The organism is Streptomyces sp. NPDC053069 (genome assembly GCF_044546895.1).
Taxonomy (GTDB): Bacteria; Actinomycetota; Actinomycetes; order Streptomycetales; family Streptomycetaceae; genus Streptomyces.
This window is the reverse complement of sequence record NZ_JBITZN010000012.1, coordinates 23,272-44,527: the sequence shown is the minus strand read 5'-3', so window position 1 is coordinate 44,527 and position 21,256 is coordinate 23,272. Positions and strand designations below refer to the sequence as shown.

General features: G+C 70.7%; 10 protein-coding genes. 3 read left to right on the top strand and 7 right to left on the bottom strand.

The features are described 5' to 3' along the window. Positions 1–31: 31 nt before the first annotated feature. From sbnB to ACIGXP_RS26270, 5 genes are all read right to left on the bottom strand, one after another. Complete coding sequence (gene sbnB, locus ACIGXP_RS26290) at positions 32–1,102, bottom strand: 2,3-diaminopropionate biosynthesis protein SbnB (protein ID WP_399772182.1); 1,071 nt, start codon at positions 1,100–1,102, stop codon at positions 32–34. Then, a complete protein-coding gene (locus ACIGXP_RS26285) occupies positions 1,099–2,103 on the bottom strand; it encodes a TauD/TfdA family dioxygenase (protein ID WP_399772179.1) in 1,005 nt (334 codons plus the stop codon). The genes sbnB and ACIGXP_RS26285 overlap by 4 nt, the downstream gene beginning before the upstream one ends. A gap of 113 nt (positions 2,104–2,216) precedes the next feature. Further along, on the bottom strand, positions 2,217–5,480 hold the full coding sequence (locus tag ACIGXP_RS26280) for an amino acid adenylation domain-containing protein (protein WP_399772176.1): 3,264 nt from the start codon (positions 5,478–5,480) through the stop codon (positions 2,217–2,219). A gap of 13 nt (positions 5,481–5,493) precedes the next feature. Further along, positions 5,494–8,082, bottom strand: a complete 2,589-nt coding sequence (locus ACIGXP_RS26275) for a Pls/PosA family non-ribosomal peptide synthetase (protein WP_399772173.1) — start codon at positions 8,080–8,082, stop codon at positions 5,494–5,496. Between the two features lie 267 nt (positions 8,083–8,349). After that, positions 8,350–9,879: a UDP-N-acetylglucosamine 1-carboxyvinyltransferase gene (locus ACIGXP_RS26270; protein ID WP_363214688.1), complete on the bottom strand. Its 1,530-nt coding sequence runs from the start codon at positions 9,877–9,879 to the stop codon at positions 8,350–8,352. 206 nt (positions 9,880–10,085) lie between these two features. Here ACIGXP_RS26270 and ACIGXP_RS26265 point away from each other — a divergent pair, with 206 nt between their 5' ends. Then, complete coding sequence (locus tag ACIGXP_RS26265) at positions 10,086–10,781, top strand: hypothetical protein (protein ID WP_399772170.1); 696 nt, start codon at positions 10,086–10,088, stop codon at positions 10,779–10,781. 56 nt (positions 10,782–10,837) lie between these two features. Here ACIGXP_RS26265 and ACIGXP_RS26260 read toward each other — a convergent pair whose 3' ends face one another. After that, positions 10,838–11,494 (bottom strand): class I SAM-dependent methyltransferase, encoded by a 657-nt coding sequence (locus ACIGXP_RS26260; protein WP_399772168.1) that lies wholly within the window; start codon positions 11,492–11,494, stop codon positions 10,838–10,840. Positions 11,495–11,773: 279 nt separating this feature from the next. Here ACIGXP_RS26260 and ACIGXP_RS26255 point away from each other — a divergent pair, with 279 nt between their 5' ends. Continuing rightward, positions 11,774–14,569, top strand: coding sequence for an aconitate hydratase (locus ACIGXP_RS26255; protein ID WP_399772166.1), 2,796 nt, complete (start codon positions 11,774–11,776; stop codon positions 14,567–14,569). A gap of 201 nt (positions 14,570–14,770) precedes the next feature. On the opposite strand, the gene ACIGXP_RS26250 is transcribed toward ACIGXP_RS26255, so the two are convergent. Next, positions 14,771–17,491: a SpoIIE family protein phosphatase gene (locus tag ACIGXP_RS26250; protein WP_399772164.1), complete on the bottom strand. Its 2,721-nt coding sequence runs from the start codon at positions 17,489–17,491 to the stop codon at positions 14,771–14,773. 457 nt (positions 17,492–17,948) lie between these two features. On the opposite strand from ACIGXP_RS26250, the gene ACIGXP_RS26245 reads away from it, so the two are divergent. Then, on the top strand, positions 17,949–21,239 hold the full coding sequence (locus tag ACIGXP_RS26245; RefSeq protein ID WP_399772162.1) for a GH92 family glycosyl hydrolase: 3,291 nt from the start codon (positions 17,949–17,951) through the stop codon (positions 21,237–21,239). Positions 21,240–21,256: the final 17 nt, after the last annotated feature.

Here is a 21,256-nt window from a genome sequence, read left to right as displayed (position 1 = left end):
GGCCTCCTGGTGCCAGGCCGAAACAGCGGCCTCAGCCGTATCGGCGCAGGTCGTGGAAGAAGTCGTCGATGAGGCGGAGCTGTCCCGCCCGGGCCACCTCGTCGTAGACGTACTTGCCGACGACGAGGTCGAGGACGCCGAGCCCGAAGGGCGAGAAGACCACCGGCCGGTCGGTCGGCGGTGCGGCCCGTCCGAGCATCACGTCGTTGAGGGTTCCGTTCAGGAAGTCCCGGTTACCGGTCCGCTGTTCGACCAGGTGGGGGGACGTGTCGGCCTTCAGGCAGTGCTCGACGTCGTCCACGAAGTTGGCCGAGCCGAGCAGGACCTCGGGGGCGAGGTCACGCAGGGACACGTGCAGGACCAGCGGGTTGTGGGTGAACCAGGCCGGGTCGGTGACATGCGGCTCGCCCGCGATGGTGGCGAAGACCAGAAGGTCGCTGCCGCGGACGAGGTCCTCGGCGCGGTCGTGGACGGTGATCCGCGCCCCGGTGCCGGCCCGCTGCAGGTAGCCGCGGAAGCCGTCGGCGCTGCCGCGGGACACGTCGTGCACGCCCACCGTCTCGAACTCCCAGCCGGTGCCGTCCAGGAAGGTGTGGATGTAGCGGGCGATCAGACCGGTGCCGAAGAAGCCGACCCGGGTGGGGCGGGGCCGGCCGCGGCTGAGCCAGTCGGCCGCCAGCGCCGCGGACGCCGCCGTCCGGGTGGCGCTGATGATCGAGCTCTCCAGACAGGCGAACGGGTAACCCGTGTCGTGGTCGTTGAGGATGAGCACCGCCGAGGCCCGTGGCAGCCCGGCGCTCACGTTCTCCGGAAAGCTGGAGATCCACTTCAGGCCGTCCACCCGGACCGGCCCGCCGATGGAGGCCGGCAGCGCGATGATCCGCGCGGTGGGCCGGTCGGGGAACCGCAGGAAGTACGACGGCGGGTTCACCGAGTCCCCGGCACCGTGCAGCCGGTAGGCGGTCTCCACCAGCTCCACGAGCTGTTTCTCGCGCCCGCTCAGCGCGTCCTGCACCTGCTCACCGGAGATCACCGCGAAGGACGGCACCGAAGGCCGGCCGGGAGAGGGCCGCTGGGCAGTGCTCGACAGTACGTCGGTCATCGCTCGCTCGCCTCCCGGCCCGGCCCGCGGTCGGCCAGGTGAAGGGGCTCGCCCATGCCGACCAGGATCTGCCGCTCTCCGGCGAAGGGCTCTCGGCTGTGCGCGGTGCGGATGTTGTCCACGAGCAGCAGATCACCGGCCTGCCAGGGCTCGCGCCGGGTGTGCGCCTCGTAGGTGCTGTTGAGCAGCTGGACGACGTCCTCGCCGATCGGACTGCCGTCGCCGTAGCGGGTGTTGAACGGCAGGCCGTCCGGGCCGTACACGTCCACCAGGTACTCGCGCACCTCGGGGGCCAGCGTCCACTCGTTGAGGAAGGCGATCTGGTTGAACCAGCAGCGCCGGCCCGTGACCGGGTGCCGTACGACGGCGGGGCGGCGCTGCTCGGTGTGCAGCGACCCGTCGGCCAGCCAGGTGAAGTCGATGGCGTTGGCCCGGCAGTAGCGTTCGATCTCGGCGCGGTCGGTGGTGCCGAACGACTCCGCGAGCGACGCCCCGATCTCCTCGTTGTAGGAGCGGGTCAGCAGCCAGCCCGCACGCTCGAACCGTTCGGTCAGCCCGGTGGGCAGCGCCGCGAGGACCTGTTCGGCGTCGGCCACCGCGGTCGCCCCGCCCTGCTCGGGGGCGGTCAGGCACGCGAACAGCAGCAGGCCGGGCACCTGAAGCCGGTAACTGAGCTCGTGGTGCATGCACATCGGCTGGTTGTCCGGCCAGGGGGTCGAGGAGTACAGCCCCGGACCGTGGGCGTCACGGGGGGCGAACGCCTCCCGCTCCGTGATGAGGTCACCGGCCAGGGACGCGAAGACGGCGCCGACGGTGTCCGTGTCCCGCAGCCCGAGGCCGCGGACGACCAGCGCCCCGTGCTCGGTGACCTGCGCGCGCAGCGCCTCGCGGTGCTCGGCTGCCCAGCTCGGGGCATCGCCCGGGACGTCGACGCGCAGCAGCGCGGGCCGGTCCGGCCGCAGCTCCGCATCGAGGGCGGATGCCAGGGATGAGGACGGCATCTCGGTTTCCTTTCGGTCGACCGCCTGGAGGTCCGACCGGATCGGTCCGGCGGGATCGGTCCGGCGGGATCAGTCCGGCGGGTTCGGGTCCGACGGGGTTCGGCCCCGCGGGTTCAGGAGGAGGCGAGGGGGACGACGGCACTCAGGACGGCCTGCGCCGCCTCGGCCGGACGGGTACGGAGGAAGTAGTGGCCGCCGTCGGCCAGTTCGTACAGATCGACGTGTTCGGCCAGGAGCAGCCAGTCGCGGTGGTGCTGGGCGTAACCCTTCGTGTACGGGTCGTCGGCGGCGACCACCGCCAGGACGGGAGCGGTCAGCCGCACCGGCGGCGGGCTTTCCAGGACGGCGCGGAAATACGTGTGCGCGGACACACAGTCGTGCCGGTAGGCGGCACCGATGTGCCGGGCGTGCTGCTCGTTCAGTTCCGCGAGTTCGGCGTAGCCGCCGTCCGCGGTCAGCTGCGCCGCGACCTCGGCGTCGCTGCGGCCCGCCAGTTCGGCGATGGCGGCGTTCCGGTCGGCGGCGGTGCCGAGCAGGTGCGCACCGAGGAACACCCGCGTCACCCGGACACCGCGCTCCTGCAGCCTCCTGGCCGTCTCGACGGCCGGCGCGGTGCCGGAGGAGTGGCCCCACAGCATGACCCGGGTCAGGCCGCGCGCCGTGATCTCGGCGGCGACCTGCTCGGCCACCTGCTCGATCGACGCGAACGGCTCGGGGTGCGCGGCCAGGTGGTGACCGGGCAGCTCGACCGCGAGGACCGCGATGCCGCTGCCCGCCAACGCGCTCGCCATCGGCTGGTAGTTGACCGCGTTGCCGCCCGCGTAGGGGAAGCACACCAGGGCGCATTCCGGCGTACCGCGCGCTGTCGTCAGCGGCTGCAGCAGCTCCGGGCGCTGCCGGGCCGTGCCGTCCAGGAGAGCGGCCAGGTCGGCGAGCACGGGGTGCCGGGTGATGTCCTTCAGGGACACCGCGCGGTCGAGCGCGATGCTGAGCTTGACCGCGGTCAGGGAGGTGCCCCCGGAGTCGAAGAAGTGGTCCGTCCGGCCGATCTGCCGCTCGGGCACCCCCAGCAGCTCGGCCCAGACCGCCGCCAGTCTCCGCTCGGCCGGGCTGAGTACATCCTGCCCCCCTGCGTCCGCTTCGGGGGCCGGCGCCGCCCGTTCTGCAAGCTCGGTCAGGGCCTTGCGGTCGGTCTTGCCGTTGGCGGTCAGCGGAAGGCTGTCCCGCCAGTGGAAGGCCGAGGGGACCATATAGGCGGGCAGCGCCGCGCCGAGTGCCTCGCGCAGCACCTCCGGCTGCTGCTGCGCGCCGGTGTAGAAGGCGATCAGCTGCTTGCTCCCGCCGGCCCGCTCGGCGACGACCACCGCGCCGTCCCGTACACCGTCCACCCGCAGCAGACAGTTCTCGATCTCGCCGATCTCGATGCGGAAACCCCGGATCTTGACCTGGTTGTCCCGCCGGCCGAGGAACTCCAGCTTGCCGCCGGGGTGCCAGCGCCCCCAGTCACCGCCCAGGTAGAGCCGCTCACCGGGCCGGTACGGGTCCGCCCGGTACGCCTCACGGGTCCGCTCGGGATCGTTGACGTACCCCCGGCCCACGCAGACACCGGAGAACGCGATCAGGCCCGGGGCGCCCAGCGGCACCAGTGACAGATGCTCGTCCACGACGTAGACGCGCACATTGCCCACCGCACGCCCCAGCAGCACCCGTTCCGGTACGGCGTCCAGGACCTCGTGGTTGGTGTCGTCCGACGTCTCCGTCAGACCGTAGGCGTTGAGCAGCCTGATCCCCGGCTGGACCGCGAACCAGCGCTGCACCAGCTCCCGTTTCAGCGCCTCTCCGGTCACCGACACACACCGCAGGTCCGGCAGCGTGCGGGGGTGCCGCTCCAGGTACGAGACCACGGCCTCCAGGTAGGAGGGCACCACCTGCACCACGCCGACCCGGCCGCGCTCCAGGGTGTCGACGAACCGCTCCACGTCCGTGATCACGTCCTGCTCGACCAGCAGCGTCCGGCCGCCGACCAGCAGCGCCGAGATCAGCTGCCACAGGGAGATGTCGAAGCACTGCGGCGCCGTCTGCGCCACGACGCTTCCCTCACCGATGCCCAGGTCGTCGATCTTGGCGTGGAGATGGTTGAGCATGCCGGCGTGCTCGCACATCGCCCCCTTCGGCTCGCCGGTGGAGCCGGAGGTGAAGTAGATGTACGCCAGCCGGCCGGCGTCGATCGGGAGGCCGAGATCGCCGTCCTCGTGCGGTTCCGCGTACGCCGCGTCGATCAGCAGCTTCTCGCATCCGGGCAGGGCGGCCAGCGCCTGGTCGAGGGTGTGGGTGCTGCCCGGTTCGGTCAGGACCAGCCGGCACCCCGCCCGCGACAACGTTGCCGTGATCCGGCCGGCCGGGAAGTGCGGTTCGACCGGCAGGTAGGTGCCGCCCGCCTTGAACACCGCCAGCGTCGCCGCCAGCCAGTCGAGGTTGCGTTCGGTGACGACGGCGACCACGTCCTCCGCGCCGAGCCCCCTCGCCCTGAGCGCGCGTGCCAGCCTGTTGGCGCGCCGGTTGAGTTCGCCGTACGTCCACTCCCGCCCGCCGTGCACGGCCGCCACCGCCTGCGGATGGGCCCGTACCCGTTCCTCGAAGAGTTCGTGTGCGCGCGCGTCCGGCAGCGGCCGGCGGGGACCGGCCAGGCCTTCCAGCTGCTCGTGCACCTCGTCCGCCGACAGCAGGCTCTGCCGTGTGTGGTCGGCGTGCACGTCCGCCGCCATCGACCGCAGCGCCGTGAGATGGTAGCCGCCGATCCGCGCCGCGGCCGTGGCGTCCAACACGTCCGTGCGGTACCTCAGGCGCAGCATCAGCCGTCCGCCCCGGTCGGACCAGCGCACGTGCAGCACACCGTCGTCGCCGTGCGCCTCGTCGTCGCCCATCGGCCCGAACACGACCTCGTACGAGGGCTCCGTCAGCCCCAGTTCCCGGCGCAGCTGGGCCACCGGGAACTCACGGGCCGCCAGGAGCTCCGCCTCGGTGTGCTCGGTGGCCGTCACCAGGTCCCGCCAGGACCCGGGGGAGACGGTCAGACGACACGGCAGCGGCTCGCCGTGCACTCCGGCGGTGTACCCCGTCACCACCTCCTGCTCGCCGGACAGCGCGGCCAGCACCTTGGCGTGCGCCGCCAGCAGCAGCGCGCTGATCGGCACGCCCGACCGCCGTACCAGGGCGCGCACCGCGTCCGCCAGGTCGTCCGGGACGGCCGCCTCCTGCTCGGCCGTTCCGGCAACCCGCTCCCGTGCCCAGCGGGGCACGGCGGTGGCACCGCCTGCGGTCAGTACACGACTCCAGAACTCCCGGTCCGACCGGTCCGTCTGCACGCGCGTTCCCATCGCACGTCCTTCCTCAACTCGCGGTCGCCGCAGGGGCGTTGGCTGTCGACGTGGCCCGGCCGGTGCCGTGCGGCCGGCTGCCGGCCTCCGGCATGTCCACGGCCGGATTGCCACCCCACCGGGCGTCCGGCGGGACTTCCTCGCCCTTCATGAGGAAGGAATCGGGTGCCAGCACCGCACCGTCGCCCATGGTCACGCCGTAGTGCACATGGGCGCCGACGCCCAGCGTGCAGCCGGCGCCGAGCGTGGAGCGGTCGGACTTGAAGGTGCCGTCCTCCTGCGAGTGGCACTGGATCTTGCTGCCGGCGTTGAGGGTGCACTCGTCGCCGATGGTGGTGAGGGTGCGTTCGGTCAGGTAGCAGCCGTCGTCGAACACCCTGCGGCCGATGCGGACGCCCAGCAGCCGCCAGACCAGGGCCTTGAAGGGCGTGCCGTTGAAGAGGTTGAGGTAGTGGTCCGGCACCTTCCACAGGCGCTCGTGCCACCAGAAGTACGGGTCGTAGATGGAGCACAACCGGGGCCGCAGCGCACGGAACCTCGGGATGCACCGCTCCACCAGGACGAAGTAGAGGGTGCTGAACGCGAGCGTGAGGGCCAGATACCCGGCGATCACCACATGTCCGAGCACTCCGTACAGATCCACGGACGCGAGCCCGAACAGCGTCAGGGCGAAGGTGTGCAGCCACCGCGCGCCCAGCATGACGGCCATCGAGCGGAGGTTGTAGCGGTTCTTCCCGGCGAGACTGCGGTGCAGTGCGTCGCCGGTGCGAAGGTCGTCGAACCGCGCGTCACGTTCCACCGACCGGGGTATCTCGAAGCAGGGCGAGCCGAGGAGCCCCACGTTCTCCCGGATCTCGCCGTCGAGGGGCACCATCACCTTCGTCGCCAGCAGACAGTTGGCGCCCGTTCTGCCGCCCGCGGGATAGGCGATGTTGTTGCCGAGGAAGTTACGGGGCCCGATCGACGCGGGGGCCAGCCGGAAGGACGTACTGGAGTAGTCGGCGTTGAGGACGGACAGTCCGTCGGCCACCATCGTTCCGCTGCCCACCGAGACGAGGAACGGGGTCTCGTGCTGCACTTCGGTGCCGAAGTTCGACCCGGTCTGCTCGACCCGCGACAGGTCGTACCCGATTCCCCGGAGATAGTGGACGATGTAGGAGCTGTCGCCGAACAGCCAGGCGAAGAACTTGATGTTCGTCATGCGAGCCGTCGCCCGGTGCACCGCGTAGTGGAATCCGTACAGCGGATAGACCCGGCCCGGCTTGACGGCCAGAGCCAGCAGCCGCGGCACGGTGCACAGGGCGACCAGGCCCAGCACCACGAAGCCGAAGAACAGCACGAGCGAGAGTTCCAGCGCGTCCGGGACCAGCTCCGACCGTTTCAGCGGGGCCAGCTGCGGATCGAGACGGCTGCCGATCGCCGGTACCTCGGTGAACAGCATGTACACCCCGCCGACGGTCAGCGGTATGGCGACGAGGAACAGCTGCAGCAGCGTCCCGAGGCCGAACCAGGCCCGGCGGGCGGTCCCGCACCTGGCCGGCGCGACCCGCAGGTAGTCGGTCTGCGTGGGCTCCGCCGGCGAGCCGTGCCAGTGCTCACCGTCCGGGACCACCTGACCGCGGTGCAGGGCGGAGGCATGACCGAGCTGTGCGCCGTCGCCCATCGCGGTGTCGATGTCCAGGACGGTCTTCTCGCCGATGTACACGTCCCGGCCGAGCGTGATCCGGCCGGTCTGGATGCGTCCCGCGTGGGCCCGGTAACCGAGGAGGAACGAGTCCTTGCGGATCACGGTGCCCGCACCGATGGTCAGCAGGTCGGTGCAGACCGGGACGGAATGGGACAGGATCGTGACGCCCTTGCCGATCCGTGCGCCGAGCGCCCGGAGATACAGCACGTACGGCGGGGTTCCGACGAGGAAAATCATCGGGTTCGCGTGGAGCAGTACCTTGACGAGCCAGAAACGCAGATACGTCAGGCCCCAGACGGGAAACTCACCCGGTTTCCAGCGGCCGACGAGAAGCCATTTCGCGGCGACCGGGAACGCGCACAGGACGAGGAACCCGATGCCTCCGAAGACAAGTGACCGCAGATAGACGTCGGCCAGGTCCGAACCGGCGGCGATCCATTCGTATCCCGCGGCGGTGGCGAACCCGGAGACGAGGGAGTATCCGAGGAAGACCACCAACTGAATGGTGCCGCAGAGAAGATGGCACAGCCGCTTTCCGCGCTCCGTCAAAACCAGCGGCGCCTTGCGCGCCGAGTGGGTCCTGGTTGCCGGGGCGGCCGGGGCGGTCGCCACTTCGGCGTTCACCGCTCCGGTGCTCGCCGCTCCGGCGGGCGCCGCGGGAGCGGCCTGTTCGAGGGCCGCCGTCAGGCTGCGGATGGTCGGATACCGGTAGATGTCCTTCATGGACGGGGACGGCAGATCCGCTGTCTTCCGCAGACGTGCGCAGAACTGGGCCATGACCAGGGAATTGGCGCCGAGGTCGGTGAAGAAATGGCTGTCGACCGGAACTCGCTCGGCGCCCGTGACGTCGGCCAGTGCCTCCGCGAATCTGCGCTCGGTCTCCGCTATGTGGACCTCGGAGGACTGCTCCACCATGCCATCTCCCGGAGAACGTGTGAAACGCCAGTGACTGGTTCTTTTCTGATCACGAACCGGCAGATTCAGTGTGGCCAGGCAGACGGGAGGCTGCCACTTCTGGTCGATCGCCCCGCGCACGGAGAACGCTCGGGGGGCGCATATTCCTTGGTGGCACGCACGAATGGGGCACACCGGGAATCACCCGAACGGCGGTCCCCGAAGCCGTGCACCCCTCGGTCCGGGTGTGCGGACCGAGGGGTGCGGTGAACGATTCCGGGAGCGGGCTCAGATGTCCCGGAAGATCTCGATCTGCGCGCCGATCGAGTTCAGCCGCTCGGCGAGGTCCTCGTAACCCCGGTTGATGACGTACACATTGCGCAGGACCGAGGTGCCCTCGGCCGCCATCATCGCCAGCAGGACGACCACGGCGGGGCGCAGGGCGGGCGGGCACATCATCTCGGCCGCGCGCCAGCGGGTCGGCCCCTCGACCAGCACCCGGTGCGGGTCGAGGAGTTGCAGCCGGCCGCCGAGGCGGTTGAGGTCCGTGAGGTAGATCGCGCGGTTGTCGTAGACCCAGTCGTGGATGAGCGTCTGGCCCTGCGCGACCGCCGCGATGGCCGCGAAGAACGGGACGTTGTCGATGTTCAGGCCCGGGAACGGCATCGGGTGGATCTTGTCGATCGGTGCCTCCAGCTTGGAGGGCCGGACGGTCAGGTCCACCAGGCGGGTACGGCCGTTGTCCGCGAAGTACTCGGGGCTGCGGTCGTGGTCGAGACCCATCTCCTCCAGCACCGCCAGCTCGATCTCCAGGAACTCGATCGGCACCCGGCGCACGGTCAGCTCCGACTCGGTCACCACGGCGGCGGCCAGCAGGCTCATCGCCTCGACCGGGTCCTCGGAGGGGGAGTAGTCGACGTCGACGTCGATGTTCGGCACGCCGTGCACGGTGAGCGTGGTGGTGCCGATGCCCTCGACCTTGACGCCGAGGGCCTCCAGGAAGAAGCACAGGTCCTGGACCATGTAGTTGGAGGAGGCGTTGCGGATGACCGTCACGCCGTCGTGCCGGGCGGCGGCCAGCAGCGCGTTCTCGGTCACGGTGTCGCCGCGCTCGGTCAGCACGATCGGGCGGTCGGGGCGGACCGTGCGGTCGACCCGCGCGTGGTACTGCCCTTCGGTGGCCGCGATGTCGAGGCCGAACCGGCGCAGCGCGATCATGTGCGGCTCGATGGTGCGCGTGCCCAGGTCGCAGCCGCCGGCGTACGGCAGTTTGAAGTGGTCCATGCGGTGCAGCAGCGGGCCGAGGAACATGATGATGGAGCGGGTGCGCACGGCGGCGTCCGCGTCGATCGCCGCCATCTCCAGCTCGGCCGGCGGCACCAGCTCCAGGTCGACGCCGTCGTTGATCCAGCGGGTGCGCACACCAATGGAGTTCAGCACCTCCAGAAGGCGGTACACCTCCTCGATCCGCGCGACCCGGCGCAGCACCGTGCGCCCCTTGTTGAGCAGCGAGGCGCACAGCAGTGCCACACAGGCGTTCTTACTGGTCTTGACGTCGATGGCACCGGACAGCCGGCGGCCGCCGACGACGCGCAGATGCATCGGACCCGCGTATCCCAGCGACACGATCTCGCTGTCCAGGGCTTCACCGATTCGGGCGATCATCTCAAGGCTGATGTTCTGGTTCCCGCGCTCGATGCGGTTGACCGCGCTCTGACTGGTGCCGAGCGCCTCCGCCAGCTGCGTCTGTGTCCAGCCTCGGTGTTGCCGGGCGTCACGGATGAGCTTGCCGATGCGTACGAGGTAGTCGTCTGCCATGGGGTTGAGGTTATCTCAGATATGAGATGGCGCCCGTTGGGGGGTCCATTCGGGTGATGCCGGTGACGGTCTGTCAATAGCGCGGCGCCCAACGACGTGTGGGTACCCGGAAAGATCCGGGCAAATCAGCCGATGTCCCAGGTGTTCGACCGTCCAGGCAACCCAGGCCCGCCCGTGTCCCTCTGAGAGCCCGAAGGGGGATGCACATGAAGACCAGGACATATCGGTACGTTCTCGCCGCGTTGCTCGTCGGCTGCTGCACGCTCGTCTCCTGCGGCGCCAAGCACGCGGGTGCGGCGGGCGGCGGCGGACCGGCATCGCAGCCGTCCGTGGCCGGGGAGCTGTGCGACGCCGAGCAGCCTTCGGACTACACGGGCGACGACATCACGGACGCCCCGTCCGACGGCCAGGAGCCTTCGGACACCACGAGCGACGACCAGGGGCTGCCCGATCTGACGTCCGACGACGACCAGGAGGTGCCGGACGAGACATCCGACGACTACCGGGAGCTGCCCGACCTCACCAGCGAGACGCAGAGCCCGTCCGAGGGCGGCACGGAGGACACGGACGAAACGGAGGACGAAACGGTGGACGGCGGGCAGGTGCCGTCGGACGGGTACCCGTGGTACTCGATGACCCGCGACTTCCGTGCCTACCTGAAGGCGAGCGCCTCGAAGGCGGACGCGGCCGTCGCCGCCCATGTGGAGAAGGTCTGCGTCCGCGCGGCCGGCAGTGACGGCCGTACGGTCTCCGACGTGTGGGTCGACTACGGCGTGTGGGAGGACGACGAGCTGGAGCGCACCGCCAGGGTCTTCGCCCGCTGGCGGCAGTCCGTCTACGGCGATCACGGCCGCGTGTCCGTCTTGGCCCCCGCCAAGATGACCGCCGAGCGCAGCTGGTAGCCGCCGCCCGGCCGGCCGGTCGTCGGGCGCTGACCCGGGGTTGGACGAGCGGCCGGTCAGCGCTGGTGCCAGACCAGGGTGTAGCGCCAGAACAGCCGGCGGCGCAGCCGTGCGCCGGGCAGTACGCGGCGGGCATCCCGAACGATGTCGGGGAAGCCCATGGTCGCCGGCCGGGTCGGTGCGGTCATGGAGGCCGGCCGCGGGGCCGTGCGGCCCTTGTTCTTGATCCAGGCCATGGCGACGTTCGACGGAATGGCGGCGGCCCCGAGTAGATGATCGCCGAGAGACCGTGCGTGGGCGAGGCCGACGACGACCAGGGTTCCGCCGGGCGCCAGATGCTGACGGAAGCGGGCGAGAGCGTCACTGAACGGCAGATGGTGGATGGTGGCGACGCAGGTGATGACGTCGTAGGAGCCGGCCGGTATGTCGCTGAGCGCATCGCCGACGGTGAAGGTCACGGGGGCATCCGGAGCGGTGAGCTCCCGCGCGCGAGCGACGATGGCCGGGTCGGCGTCGATTCCTTGCACTGTTCTGGCACGTGTGGCCAAGAGCCTGGCCAGGTCGCCGCTGCCGGATCCGACGTCCAGGGCGCTGTCGAAGCGCCTGGGGAGCTGCCGCAGGAGCCACTGGTGGTAGTGGGCGTTGTGGTCCCAGGGGTGGTCGGCATGGAACTGTTCAAGTGCGCGGAGGACCCGGGGTGCCAGTGTCGTCATGGCGTGAGTTCATCACGCCGAACGGACCGGCCCCGCTCACGAACGTGGCCAGGCCGAGTGAGACCTCGCCACCTCCGCGGAGACAGGACGGCCGGGCTGGGCATGACCAGTCGGCGCCCATGTACTAGAGTTATCTCGACATCGAGATATCTGCCGAGGCGCACCGTAGCCGCCACTCCAGTAAGGCTTGCCTAACTTAGCCTGACCTTATCGGATCGGCCAAGCCGGCGTGGCGGCAGGATTGACGGTGGTACGCGCACATCAATGAAGGAGACTGTCGTGTCGGCGAACAGCTTCGACGCCCGCAGCACGCTGCAGGTGGGCGACGAGTCGTACGAGATCTTCCGGCTGGACAAGGTGGAGGGCTCGGCCCGCCTGCCGTACAGCCTCAAGGTCCTGCTGGAGAACCTGCTCCGCACGGAGGACGGCGCGAACATCACCGCCGACCACATCCGCGCCCTCGGCAACTGGGACTCCCAGGCCCAGCCCAGCCAGGAGATCCAGTTCACGCCGGCCCGCGTGATCATGCAGGACTTCACCGGCGTGCCCTGCGTCGTGGACCTCGCGACCATGCGTGAGGCCGTGAAGGAGCTCGGCGGCGACCCCGCCAAGATCAACCCGCTGGCGCCGGCCGAGCTGGTCATCGACCACTCCGTCATCGCCGACAAGTTCGGCACCAACGACGCCTTCAAGCAGAACGTCGAGCTGGAGTACGGCCGCAACAAGGAGCGCTACCAGTTCCTGCGCTGGGGTCAGACCGCCTTCGACGAGTTCAAGGTCGTCCCGCCCGGCACCGGCATCGTCCACCAGGTGAACATCGAGCACCTGGCCCGTGTCGTGATGGTCCGCGACGGCAAGGCCTACCCGGACACCCTGGTCGGCACCGACTCGCACACCACCATGGTCAACGGCCTCGGCGTCCTCGGCTGGGGCGTCGGCGGCATCGAGGCCGAGGCCGCCATGCTCGGCCAGCCGGTCTCCATGCTCATCCCGCGCGTCGTCGGCTTCAAGCTCACCGGTGAGCTGCAGCCCGGCACCACCGCCACCGACCTTGTGCTCACCATCACCGAGATGCTGCGCAAGCACGGCGTCGTCGGCAAGTTCGTGGAGTTCTACGGCGAGGGCGTCGCCGCCACCTCGCTCGCCAACCGCGCCACCATCGGCAACATGTCCCCGGAGTTCGGCTCCACCGCCGCGATCTTCCCGATCGACGACGAGACCCTGAACTACCTGCGCCTGACCGGCCGCTCCGACCAGCAGGTCGCGCTCGTCGAGGCCTACGCCAAGCAGCAGGGCCTGTGGCTGGACCCGAAGGCCGAGCCGGACTTCTCCGAGAAGCTGGAGCTGGACCTCTCCACGGTCGTCCCCTCCATCGCCGGCCCCAAGCGCCCGCAGGACCGCATCGTCCTGGCCGAGGCCGCCCAGCAGTTCGCCAAGGACGTCCTCAACTACGTCGAGGCTCCCGTCGCGCAGACGCCGGCCGCCGCCGACTCCGTGGTCGACGAGGCGAGCGCCGAGTCCTTCCCGGCCTCCGACGCCCCGGCCTACGGTCACGAGGAGAACGGTGCGGGCGCCCCGCAGCACGGCCAGGGCACCGGCGCCGTACCGTCCAACCCGGTCCAGGTCACCGCCCCCGACGGCACGACCTACGAGCTGGACCACGGTGCGGTGACGGTCGCGGCCATCACCTCCTGCACCAACACCTCCAACCCGTACGTCATGATCGGCGCCGCCCTCGTCGCCAAGAAGGCGGTCGAGAAGGGCCTGACGCGCAAGCCGTGGGTCAAGTCCACCCTCGCCCCGGGTTCGAAGGTCGTCACCGACTACTTCGAGAAGGCCGGCCTCACCCCGTACCTGGACAAGCTGGGATTCAACCTCGTCGGCTACGGCTGCACCACCTGCATCGGCAACTCCGGCCCGCTGCCGGAGGAGGTCTCCAAGGCCGTCAACGACCACGACCTCGCCGTCACCTCGGTCCTCTCCGGCAACCGGAACTTCGAGGGCCGTATCAACCCCGACGTCAAGATGAACTACCTGGCGTCCCCGCCGCTGGTCGTCGCGTACGCCATCGCGGGCTCCATGAAGGTGGACATCACCCGTGACGCCCTGGGCACCGACCAGGACGGCAACCCGGTCTACCTGAAGGACATCTGGCCCTCCGAGGCCGAGGTCAACGAGGTCGTCGCCAGCGCCATCGGCGAGGACATGTTCTCGAAGTCGTACCAGGACGTCTTCGCGGGCGACGCCCAGTGGCAGTCCCTCCCGGTCCCGACCGGCAACACCTTCGAGTGGGACCCGCAGTCCACCTACGTCCGCAAGCCCCCGTACTTCGAGGGCATGGGCATGGAGCCGGCCCCGGTCGAGGACATCGCCGGCGCCCGCGTCCTCGCCAAGCTCGGCGACTCGGTCACCACCGACCACATCTCCCCGGCCGGCGCCATCAAGGCCGACACCCCCGCCGGCCAGTACCTCACGGAGCACGGCGTCGAGCGCCGCGACTTCAACAGCTACGGCTCGCGCCGCGGCAACCACGAGGTCATGATCCGCGGTACGTTCGCCAACATCCGCCTGCGCAACCAGATCGCGCCGGGCACCGAGGGCGGCTACACCCGCGACTTCACGCAGGACGGCGGCCCGGTCTCCTTCATCTACGACGCCTCCCAGAACTACCAGGCCGCCGGCATCCCGCTGGTCGTCCTGGCCGGCAAGGAGTACGGCTCCGGCTCGTCCCGCGACTGGGCCGCCAAGGGCACCGCGCTCCTCGGCGTCAAGGCCGTCATCGCCGAGTCGTACGAGCGCATCCACCGCTCGAACCTCATCGGCATGGGCGTGCTCCCGCTCCAGTTCCCGGAGGGCCAGTCGGCCGAGTCCCTCGGTCTGACCGGCGAGGAGACCTTCTCCATCTCCGGCGTCACCGAGCTGAACGACGGCACCACGCCGCGCACGGTCAAGGTCACCACCGACACCGGTGTGGAGTTCGACGCGGTCGTCCGCATCGACACCCCCGGTGAGGCCGACTACTACCGCAACGGCGGCATCATGCAGTACGTGCTGCGCAACCTGATCCGCAAGTAAGCGGCAGCGCAGGACAGTGAGGGCCGCATCCCCGGTTGCCGGGGGTGCGGCCCTCCGCCGTTGCCCGTCCCAGGGGCCGGCACCCCCGGGGCCCGCCCCGCCGCAAGGCCGGCCCGCGTCCTCGGGCACCTCATCCGGTGGGCCGAGGACGGCAGAGGAGCCGCCGCCGGCGAGCCCATGCCGAGACCGTCCGCACGCCCCCTAGTCGATGTCGTCGACGAGAAGCCCGCCCAGGTCCGGCAGGGTCCCCGCGTCCGGCACGGCCAGCTCCGCCCAGATCACCTTGCCCTGGTCCGTGTAGCGGGTGCCCCAGCGCTCGGCCAGCTGCGAGACCAGGAACAGACCCCGGCCGCCCTCGTCGGTCGTCGCCGCGTACCGCAGGTGCGGCGAGGTACTGCTGCCGTCGGCCACCTCGCAGATCAGGCGGCGGTCATGGATCAGCCGCACATGGATCGGATCGGAGCCGTACCGGATGGCGTTGGTGATCAGCTCGCTCAGCACCAGTTCCATACCGAAGCCCAGCTCGGACAGGCCCCACCCATCGAGCTGCGCGGAGACCGCGGCGCGCATACCCGACACGGCCGCCGGGTCGCGCGGCACATCCCAGTCGGCGACCTGACTGGCCGGCAGCGCCCGGGTGCGCGCGATCAGCAGAGCCACGTCGTCCACCGGCCGCTCGGGCAGCAGCGCTTCCAGCACCGCCTGACAGCTCTCCTCCGGCGTCCGGTCCGGATGGCCCGCCAGCGCCCGGCGCAGCAGCTCCATGCCCACGTCCAGATCCCGTGTACGGTCCTCGATGAGGCCGTCGGTGTACAGCACCAGCTGGCTGCCCTCGGGAAGGTCCAGCTCGGCCGTCTGGAACGGCATGCCGCCCAGCCCCAGCGGCGGCCCGGCCGGCACCTCCGGGAAGGTGACGCTGCCGTCGGGGTGGACCAGCGCCGGCGCCAGATGCCCCGCACGAGCCATGACACAGCGGCGCGTCACCGGGTCGTAGATCGCATACAGGCAGGTGGCGCCCACGATCTCCCCGGACGTCTCCGGGCAGGCCTCGTGCTGGTCGATGCGGCCGACCAGGTCGTCCAGATGGCTGAGCAGCTCGTCGGGCGGCAGGTCGAGCGTGGAGAAGTTGTGCACCGCGGTCCGCAGCCGCCCCATCGTGGCGGCCGCGTGCAGCCCATGCCCGACCACATCGCCCACCGCCAGCGCCACCCGGCTGCCCGGCAGCGGGATCACGTCGAACCAGTCACCGCTCACACCCGACTGGGCGGGCAGATAGCGGTAGCCCACCTCCAAGGCGCTCTGCTCGGGCAGCGTGCGCGGCAGCAGACTGCGCTGCAGGGTGACCGCGAGGGCATGCTCACGGCTGTACCGGCGGGCGTTGTCGATGCTCACCGCAGCGCGGGCCACCAGCTCCTCCGCCAGCGACAGCTCCTCCTCGTCGAAGGGCTCCCGCTTGGACCGCCAGAAGTTCACCATGCCCAGCACGACACCGCGGGCCTGGATCGGGGCGGTGACCAGCGAGTGGATGCCGAATTCCACGATCTGCCGGGCGCGCTCCGGATCCTGGGCCTGCCAGTCCTGCGCGGCCGACAGGTCGGTCACCAGCTCCGAGCGGCCCGCGTCGTAGCCGCGCGCCTGCGGGGTGGAGGGCAGAAAGTCGATCAGCCGGCCCTTCTCGTAGAGCGGATGGTCGTCCCGGATGCCGCTCACAGCCACCCGTCGCATGTCCGTCGCCGTCCGGCCCGGCTCCTCGCCGTGCAGCACGGCGTCGGCCACGTCCACGGTGACGAAGTCGGCGAAGCGGGGGACGGCGACCCGCGCCAGCTCGTCGGCCGTGCGGACCACGTCAAGGGTGGTCCCGATGCCCAGTCCCGCGTCGTACAGCAGCTCCAGGCGCTCCCGGGCGACCTCCGCCCGGCCCGACACCGCCTGCAGCTCCGTGGAGTCGCGCAGCGTCACCACGGTGCCCTCGGGGCACCCCGCGCGGTCGGTGGGCCGCTGGTTGACCGCCAGCAGCCGGCCTCCGGCGAAGTGCACCTCGTCGCCGGCCTCCCGCCCGGAGACCAGCAGCTCCGTCATCGCGGGGTCGAGCCCCGGCAGCTCCCGCACCGTACGCCCCTCGACGTCGGCGGGCAGCTCCAGCAGCCGCCGCGCCTCGTCGTTGGCGAGCAGGATCCGCCGGTCGGCATCGACGATGAGCACACCCTCCCGCACCGAGTGCAGCACCGTGTCGTGGTGCTCGTACATACGGGTCATCTCGTCCGGTGCCAGGCTGTGCGTCTGCCGCCGCAGCCGCCTGCCCACCAGCGCCGTGCCACCGGTGGTGACCACGAGCGCGCCGGCCCCGGCGGCCAGGATGATCGGCAGCTGCCGGTCCACCGCGCTGGTCACGCGCTTCACCTTCAGCCCGGCGGAGACCAGGGCCGTGACCCTGCCATGGGCGTCGTCGATGGGAACGGTGGCCTGCACCTCATGGCCCAGCGGGCCGTGGACGCTCTCCGTGTAGACCTTCCCGGCCAGCGAGGGACCGATCCGGCCCACGAACCGGTGACCGATCTTGCTCGGCAGGGGATGGGTGTAGCGGATGCCCTTGGTGTTCATCACCACGATGAAGTCGACGCCCGCCGACTTGCGCCCCGCCTCCGTGAGCGGCTGGAGCACCTTCGAGGGATCCGGGGCACGCAGCGCCTGGAGGATCCCGGGAGAGTGCGCGAAGGTCTGCGCCACGGCTATGGAACGGCGCCTGGCCTCCGTGCTGGTGTCGCGCGTGGACTGCATGACGAGAGCGAGGACGCCGCAGACCACGAGCAGTACCACCAGCGCGATCTGGAGAAGGAAGACCTGTCCGGCAACGCTGCGCGGGCTCCGGCGGACCTTGGAGCGCCATGCCATACGCCCGAATCGGTCGAAAGGGTCCGACATGTGGCATTTCTAGCACCGGTCGCACCCGTTGACTACGCCGGTCCATGAGATGGACGCCACATTTCGTCGCCTCGCAGGTCACAGAGGTGCGCTCACGTCGCAGAAATCCCGGGGGTACCGCGCCACGTCTGCCGGGCGGGGGTGACTCGGGCGGACCCGGTGGCCGTGCGCACCGGGTCCGCGAGCCGGGCGGGTGAGGGGGGTTGGTGCCCGCCCGGGTGGTGCTGGCTTGTGGTGTCGGCTGGGCGCGCGACAACGTTGTCGGATGGTCTGCACATGACTCTACCGCCTGAACCGACAACGATGTCAACCCACTTGGGATGGGCCGATCGGGTGATCCCGGCGCGCGCCGTCCGGCGCGCACGCGGTCTTCCGTGGTAGCGGTGGCGCACGTTACTGTCCCTGCGGCTTGTGCGACCTGTGGTGCGCGACCCGTCCATGAAGGAGGAAGGGCCGCGTGCGTTTCAGACCCCTGTCCCTGCTGCTGGCCGCCCTGCTCGCGACCGGCGCCGCCGCCACCCCCGCGCTTGCGGAACCCGCCGCACACCCCGAGCTCGTCAAGGACCCCACCCGGTACGTCGATCCGCTGATCGGCACCAGCAACGGCGGCGACGTCTTCCCGGGCGCCGTCGTGCCCTTCGGCATGCTCTCCTGGAGCCCCGAGAACACCAGGGGCGACGCCACGAGGACGGCCGCTCCCGGCGGCTACCAGTACGACACCACCCGCATCCGGGGCTTCAGCCTCACCCACATGTCCGGCACCGGCTGTGCGGGAGGCAGCGGCGACATCCCCTTCTTCCCCTACGCCGGCGAGGTCACCTCATCCCCGGCGAGCGACACCAAGGACGCCGTCTACGCCTCCGACTTCACCCACGCGGACGAGACCGCCGAACCCGGTCACTACAGGGTGGGCCTGGCCTCCGGCGTCACCGCCGACCTCACCGCCACCGCCCGCACCGGCTCCGCCCGCTTCACCTTCCCGACCGGCACACCCGCCTCACTGCTGGTGCGCACCGCCAACTCCGAAGTGGGATCGCAGGATTCGTCCGTCGCGATCGACCCGGAGCACCGCACCGTCTCCGGGTCCGTCACCTCCGGAAACTTCTGCGGTTACCTCGACCCCGAAGGCCAACGCGCCTACTACACCCTCTACTTCACCGCCCGCTTCGACCGCGCCTTCAAAAGCGCCGGCACCTGGCAGGACGACAGGCTGAACCCCGGCTCGCTGGAGGCGTCCGGCGGCACCGGCGGCTTCTCGCACGGCGGGCGGCCCGTCGCCGGCAAGGGCACCGGCGGCTACGTCGAGTTCGCGCCCGGCACCGGTCCTGTGCACGTCAAGGTCGGCATCTCCTACGTCAGCAAGGCGGCCGCCGAGGCCAACCTCGCCGCCGAGAACCCGCCGGGCCGCTCCTTCGAAGCGGTCGAGAGCGCCGCCCGCCGGACCTGGCGCGAGCGGCTCGGCGCCGTCCGCGTCGGCGGCGGCACGGACGCCGACCGCACCACCTTCTACACCGCGCTGTACCACGCGCTGCTCCACCCGAACGTCATCAGCGACGCCGACGGCAGGTACCGGGGGGCCGACGGGCGCGTGCATACGGTCAGCGGTGGGCAGGAGGGCGCCGGCAGCCGGCAGCATGCCCAGTACGGCACCTTCTCCGGCTGGGACGTCTACCGCGACCAGCTGCAGCTGCTCACCCTGCTCGACCCGCGCACCGGCTCCGACATCGCCCAGTCGCTGTACGAGCTGGCCCGGCAGAACGGCGGCACCTGGGACCGCTGGCTGCACGGCGCGAGCGGCACCCATGTCATGAACGGCGACCCCTCGCCGACCGCACTGGCCGGCATCCGTGCCTTCGGCGGCACGGACTTCGATCTGCACGGCGCGCTGGACTCGCTGGTCGAGGCGGCCACCGTGCCGACCGAACAGGACCTGTCCCCGGCGGGCAAGCCGGTGCTGTCCGCCGGCCAGCGGCCCTCACTGGACAAGTATCTGAAGCTGCACTACATGCCGAGCGTCTCCAACGCCTGGGGCGGCGCCGCCGAGACCCTGGAGATGTCCACGGCCGACTTCTCGGTCTCCCAACTCGCGGCCGCCGCGGGGGAGAAGGGCACAGCCGCCGCCTTCGCCCGCCGCGCCCAGTGGTGGCAGAACAACTTCAATGTCGCCGCCGACCCGAGCGGCGGCTACATCGCCAACCGCAGGGCCGACGGCAGCTGGGTCACCGGTTTCACCCCGGACACCGGCAACGGCTTCGTGGAGGGCACGGCAGCCCAGTACACCTGGATGGTCCCGCACGATCCGGCAGGCCTGTTCGCCGCGCTGGGCGGCCGGGACAAGGCGCTCGCCCGGCTCGACGACTTCTTCCACGACGAAAACGGCGGCTGGGCCTTCACCGGCCACGGCGGCACCAGGTCCGAGCTGGACAACGAGCCGTCGATCAACGTCCCCTACCTCTACGACTACGCGGGCGCCCCCTACAAGACGCAGGAGACCGTACGCGCCGCGATGCGGCAGCTGTGGTCGACCGGGCCCGGCGGCATCCCCGGCAACGACGACCTCGGCGCGATGTCGTCCTGGTACGTCTTCTCGGCCCTCGGCATGTACCCGCAGGTGCCCTCCCGCGCCGAACTGGTCCTCGCCTCACCGCTGTTCGAGCGCGTGGAGATCAGCCGGCCCCGGGGCAACGACATCTCCCTCCATGCGACCGGCGCGGCGGCCGGCGCACCGTACATCCACTCCCTCAAGGTCAACGGCCGTACCAGCGACCGCCCTTGGCTGCCGGCGTCCTTCGTCCGCGACGGCGGCCGGCTCGACTACACCCTGTCCGCCGCCCCCGACCGCACCTGGGGCGCGGACAGCCCGCCCCCGTCCTTCCGCGAGGGCGAGCAGCCGTACCAGATCGGCGTCGGCCCCACCGCCGCCACGCTCGCACCCGGTGACAGCACGAAGATCGGCATCCGGGCGCTGTCGCTGAACGGCGGCACCGGCCCCGAGGTGCGCTTCCGGGTGGACACCCCGGCCGGCGTCACCGCCACGCCCGCCGAGGGCACGGTCTCCGACGGCGCCCGGGAGATCACCCTCAGTGCGGCCAGGGACACCGCCCAGGGCTTCGCCGACGTCAAGGTCACGGTGACCTCGGGCGGCACCTCGTACGAGCAGCCGGTCTCGCTCACCGTGGCCGCCCCCGGCACCCTGCTCGCCGCCTACGACAGCACCGGTGTCTCCGACGACACGGGTGACCACGACGAGGCCGACTACGACGGCGGCGGGTGGAGCTACTCCCGCCAGGCCCTCGCGGCGGCCGGCCTGACCCCGGGCGGGCAGGGCACCGTCGAGGGTCTCACCTTCAGCTGGCCCGCCTCGCCCGACGGCCGCCCGGACAACGCCACCGGAGCCGGCCGGACGGTCGAACTGCCCGCTCCGGCCGCGCAGTTGTCCTTCATCGGCAGCGCGGTCAACGGCAACCAGCAGGCCAGGGCGACCGTCACCTACACCGACGGCACCACCGACACCGTCGACCTGTCCTTCACCGACTGGACCGTCGGCGGCGGAGGCGGCACGGTCCAGTACGACAACCGGGTCGTCGCCAAGACCGCGTACCGCAATGTCGCGGGCGCCGGGAAGGACCCGGTGACCACCTACGTCTTCGCCACCAAGCCGTTCACGGCCCCCGAAGGCAAGGCCGTCCGGAGCGTCCGGCTCCCGCACAACGGTGACCTGCACGTGTTCACCCTGGCCACGCACTAGACCACGGAAGGAGAGAG

What these genes read in the sequence shown, in the direction of transcription:
- sbnB (WP_399772182.1), bottom strand. Translation starts at nt 1,102, where the DNA reads ATGACCGACGTACTGTCGAGCACTGCCCAGCGGCCCTCTCCCGGCCGG.
- ACIGXP_RS26285 (WP_399772179.1), bottom strand. Translation starts at nt 2,103, where the DNA reads ATGCCGTCCTCATCCCTGGCATCCGCCCTCGATGCGGAGCTGCGGCCG.
- ACIGXP_RS26280 (WP_399772176.1), bottom strand. Translation starts at nt 5,480, where the DNA reads ATGGGAACGCGCGTGCAGACGGACCGGTCGGACCGGGAGTTCTGGAGT.
- ACIGXP_RS26275 (WP_399772173.1), bottom strand. Translation starts at nt 8,082, where the DNA reads ATGGTGGAGCAGTCCTCCGAGGTCCACATAGCGGAGACCGAGCGCAGA.
- ACIGXP_RS26270 (WP_363214688.1), bottom strand. Translation starts at nt 9,879, where the DNA reads ATGGCAGACGACTACCTCGTACGCATCGGCAAGCTCATCCGTGACGCC.
- ACIGXP_RS26265 (WP_399772170.1), top strand. Translation starts at nt 10,086, where the DNA reads ATGAAGACCAGGACATATCGGTACGTTCTCGCCGCGTTGCTCGTCGGC.
- ACIGXP_RS26260 (WP_399772168.1), bottom strand. Translation starts at nt 11,494, where the DNA reads ATGACGACACTGGCACCCCGGGTCCTCCGCGCACTTGAACAGTTCCAT.
- ACIGXP_RS26250 (WP_399772164.1), bottom strand. Translation starts at nt 17,491, where the DNA reads ATGTCGGACCCTTTCGACCGATTCGGGCGTATGGCATGGCGCTCCAAG.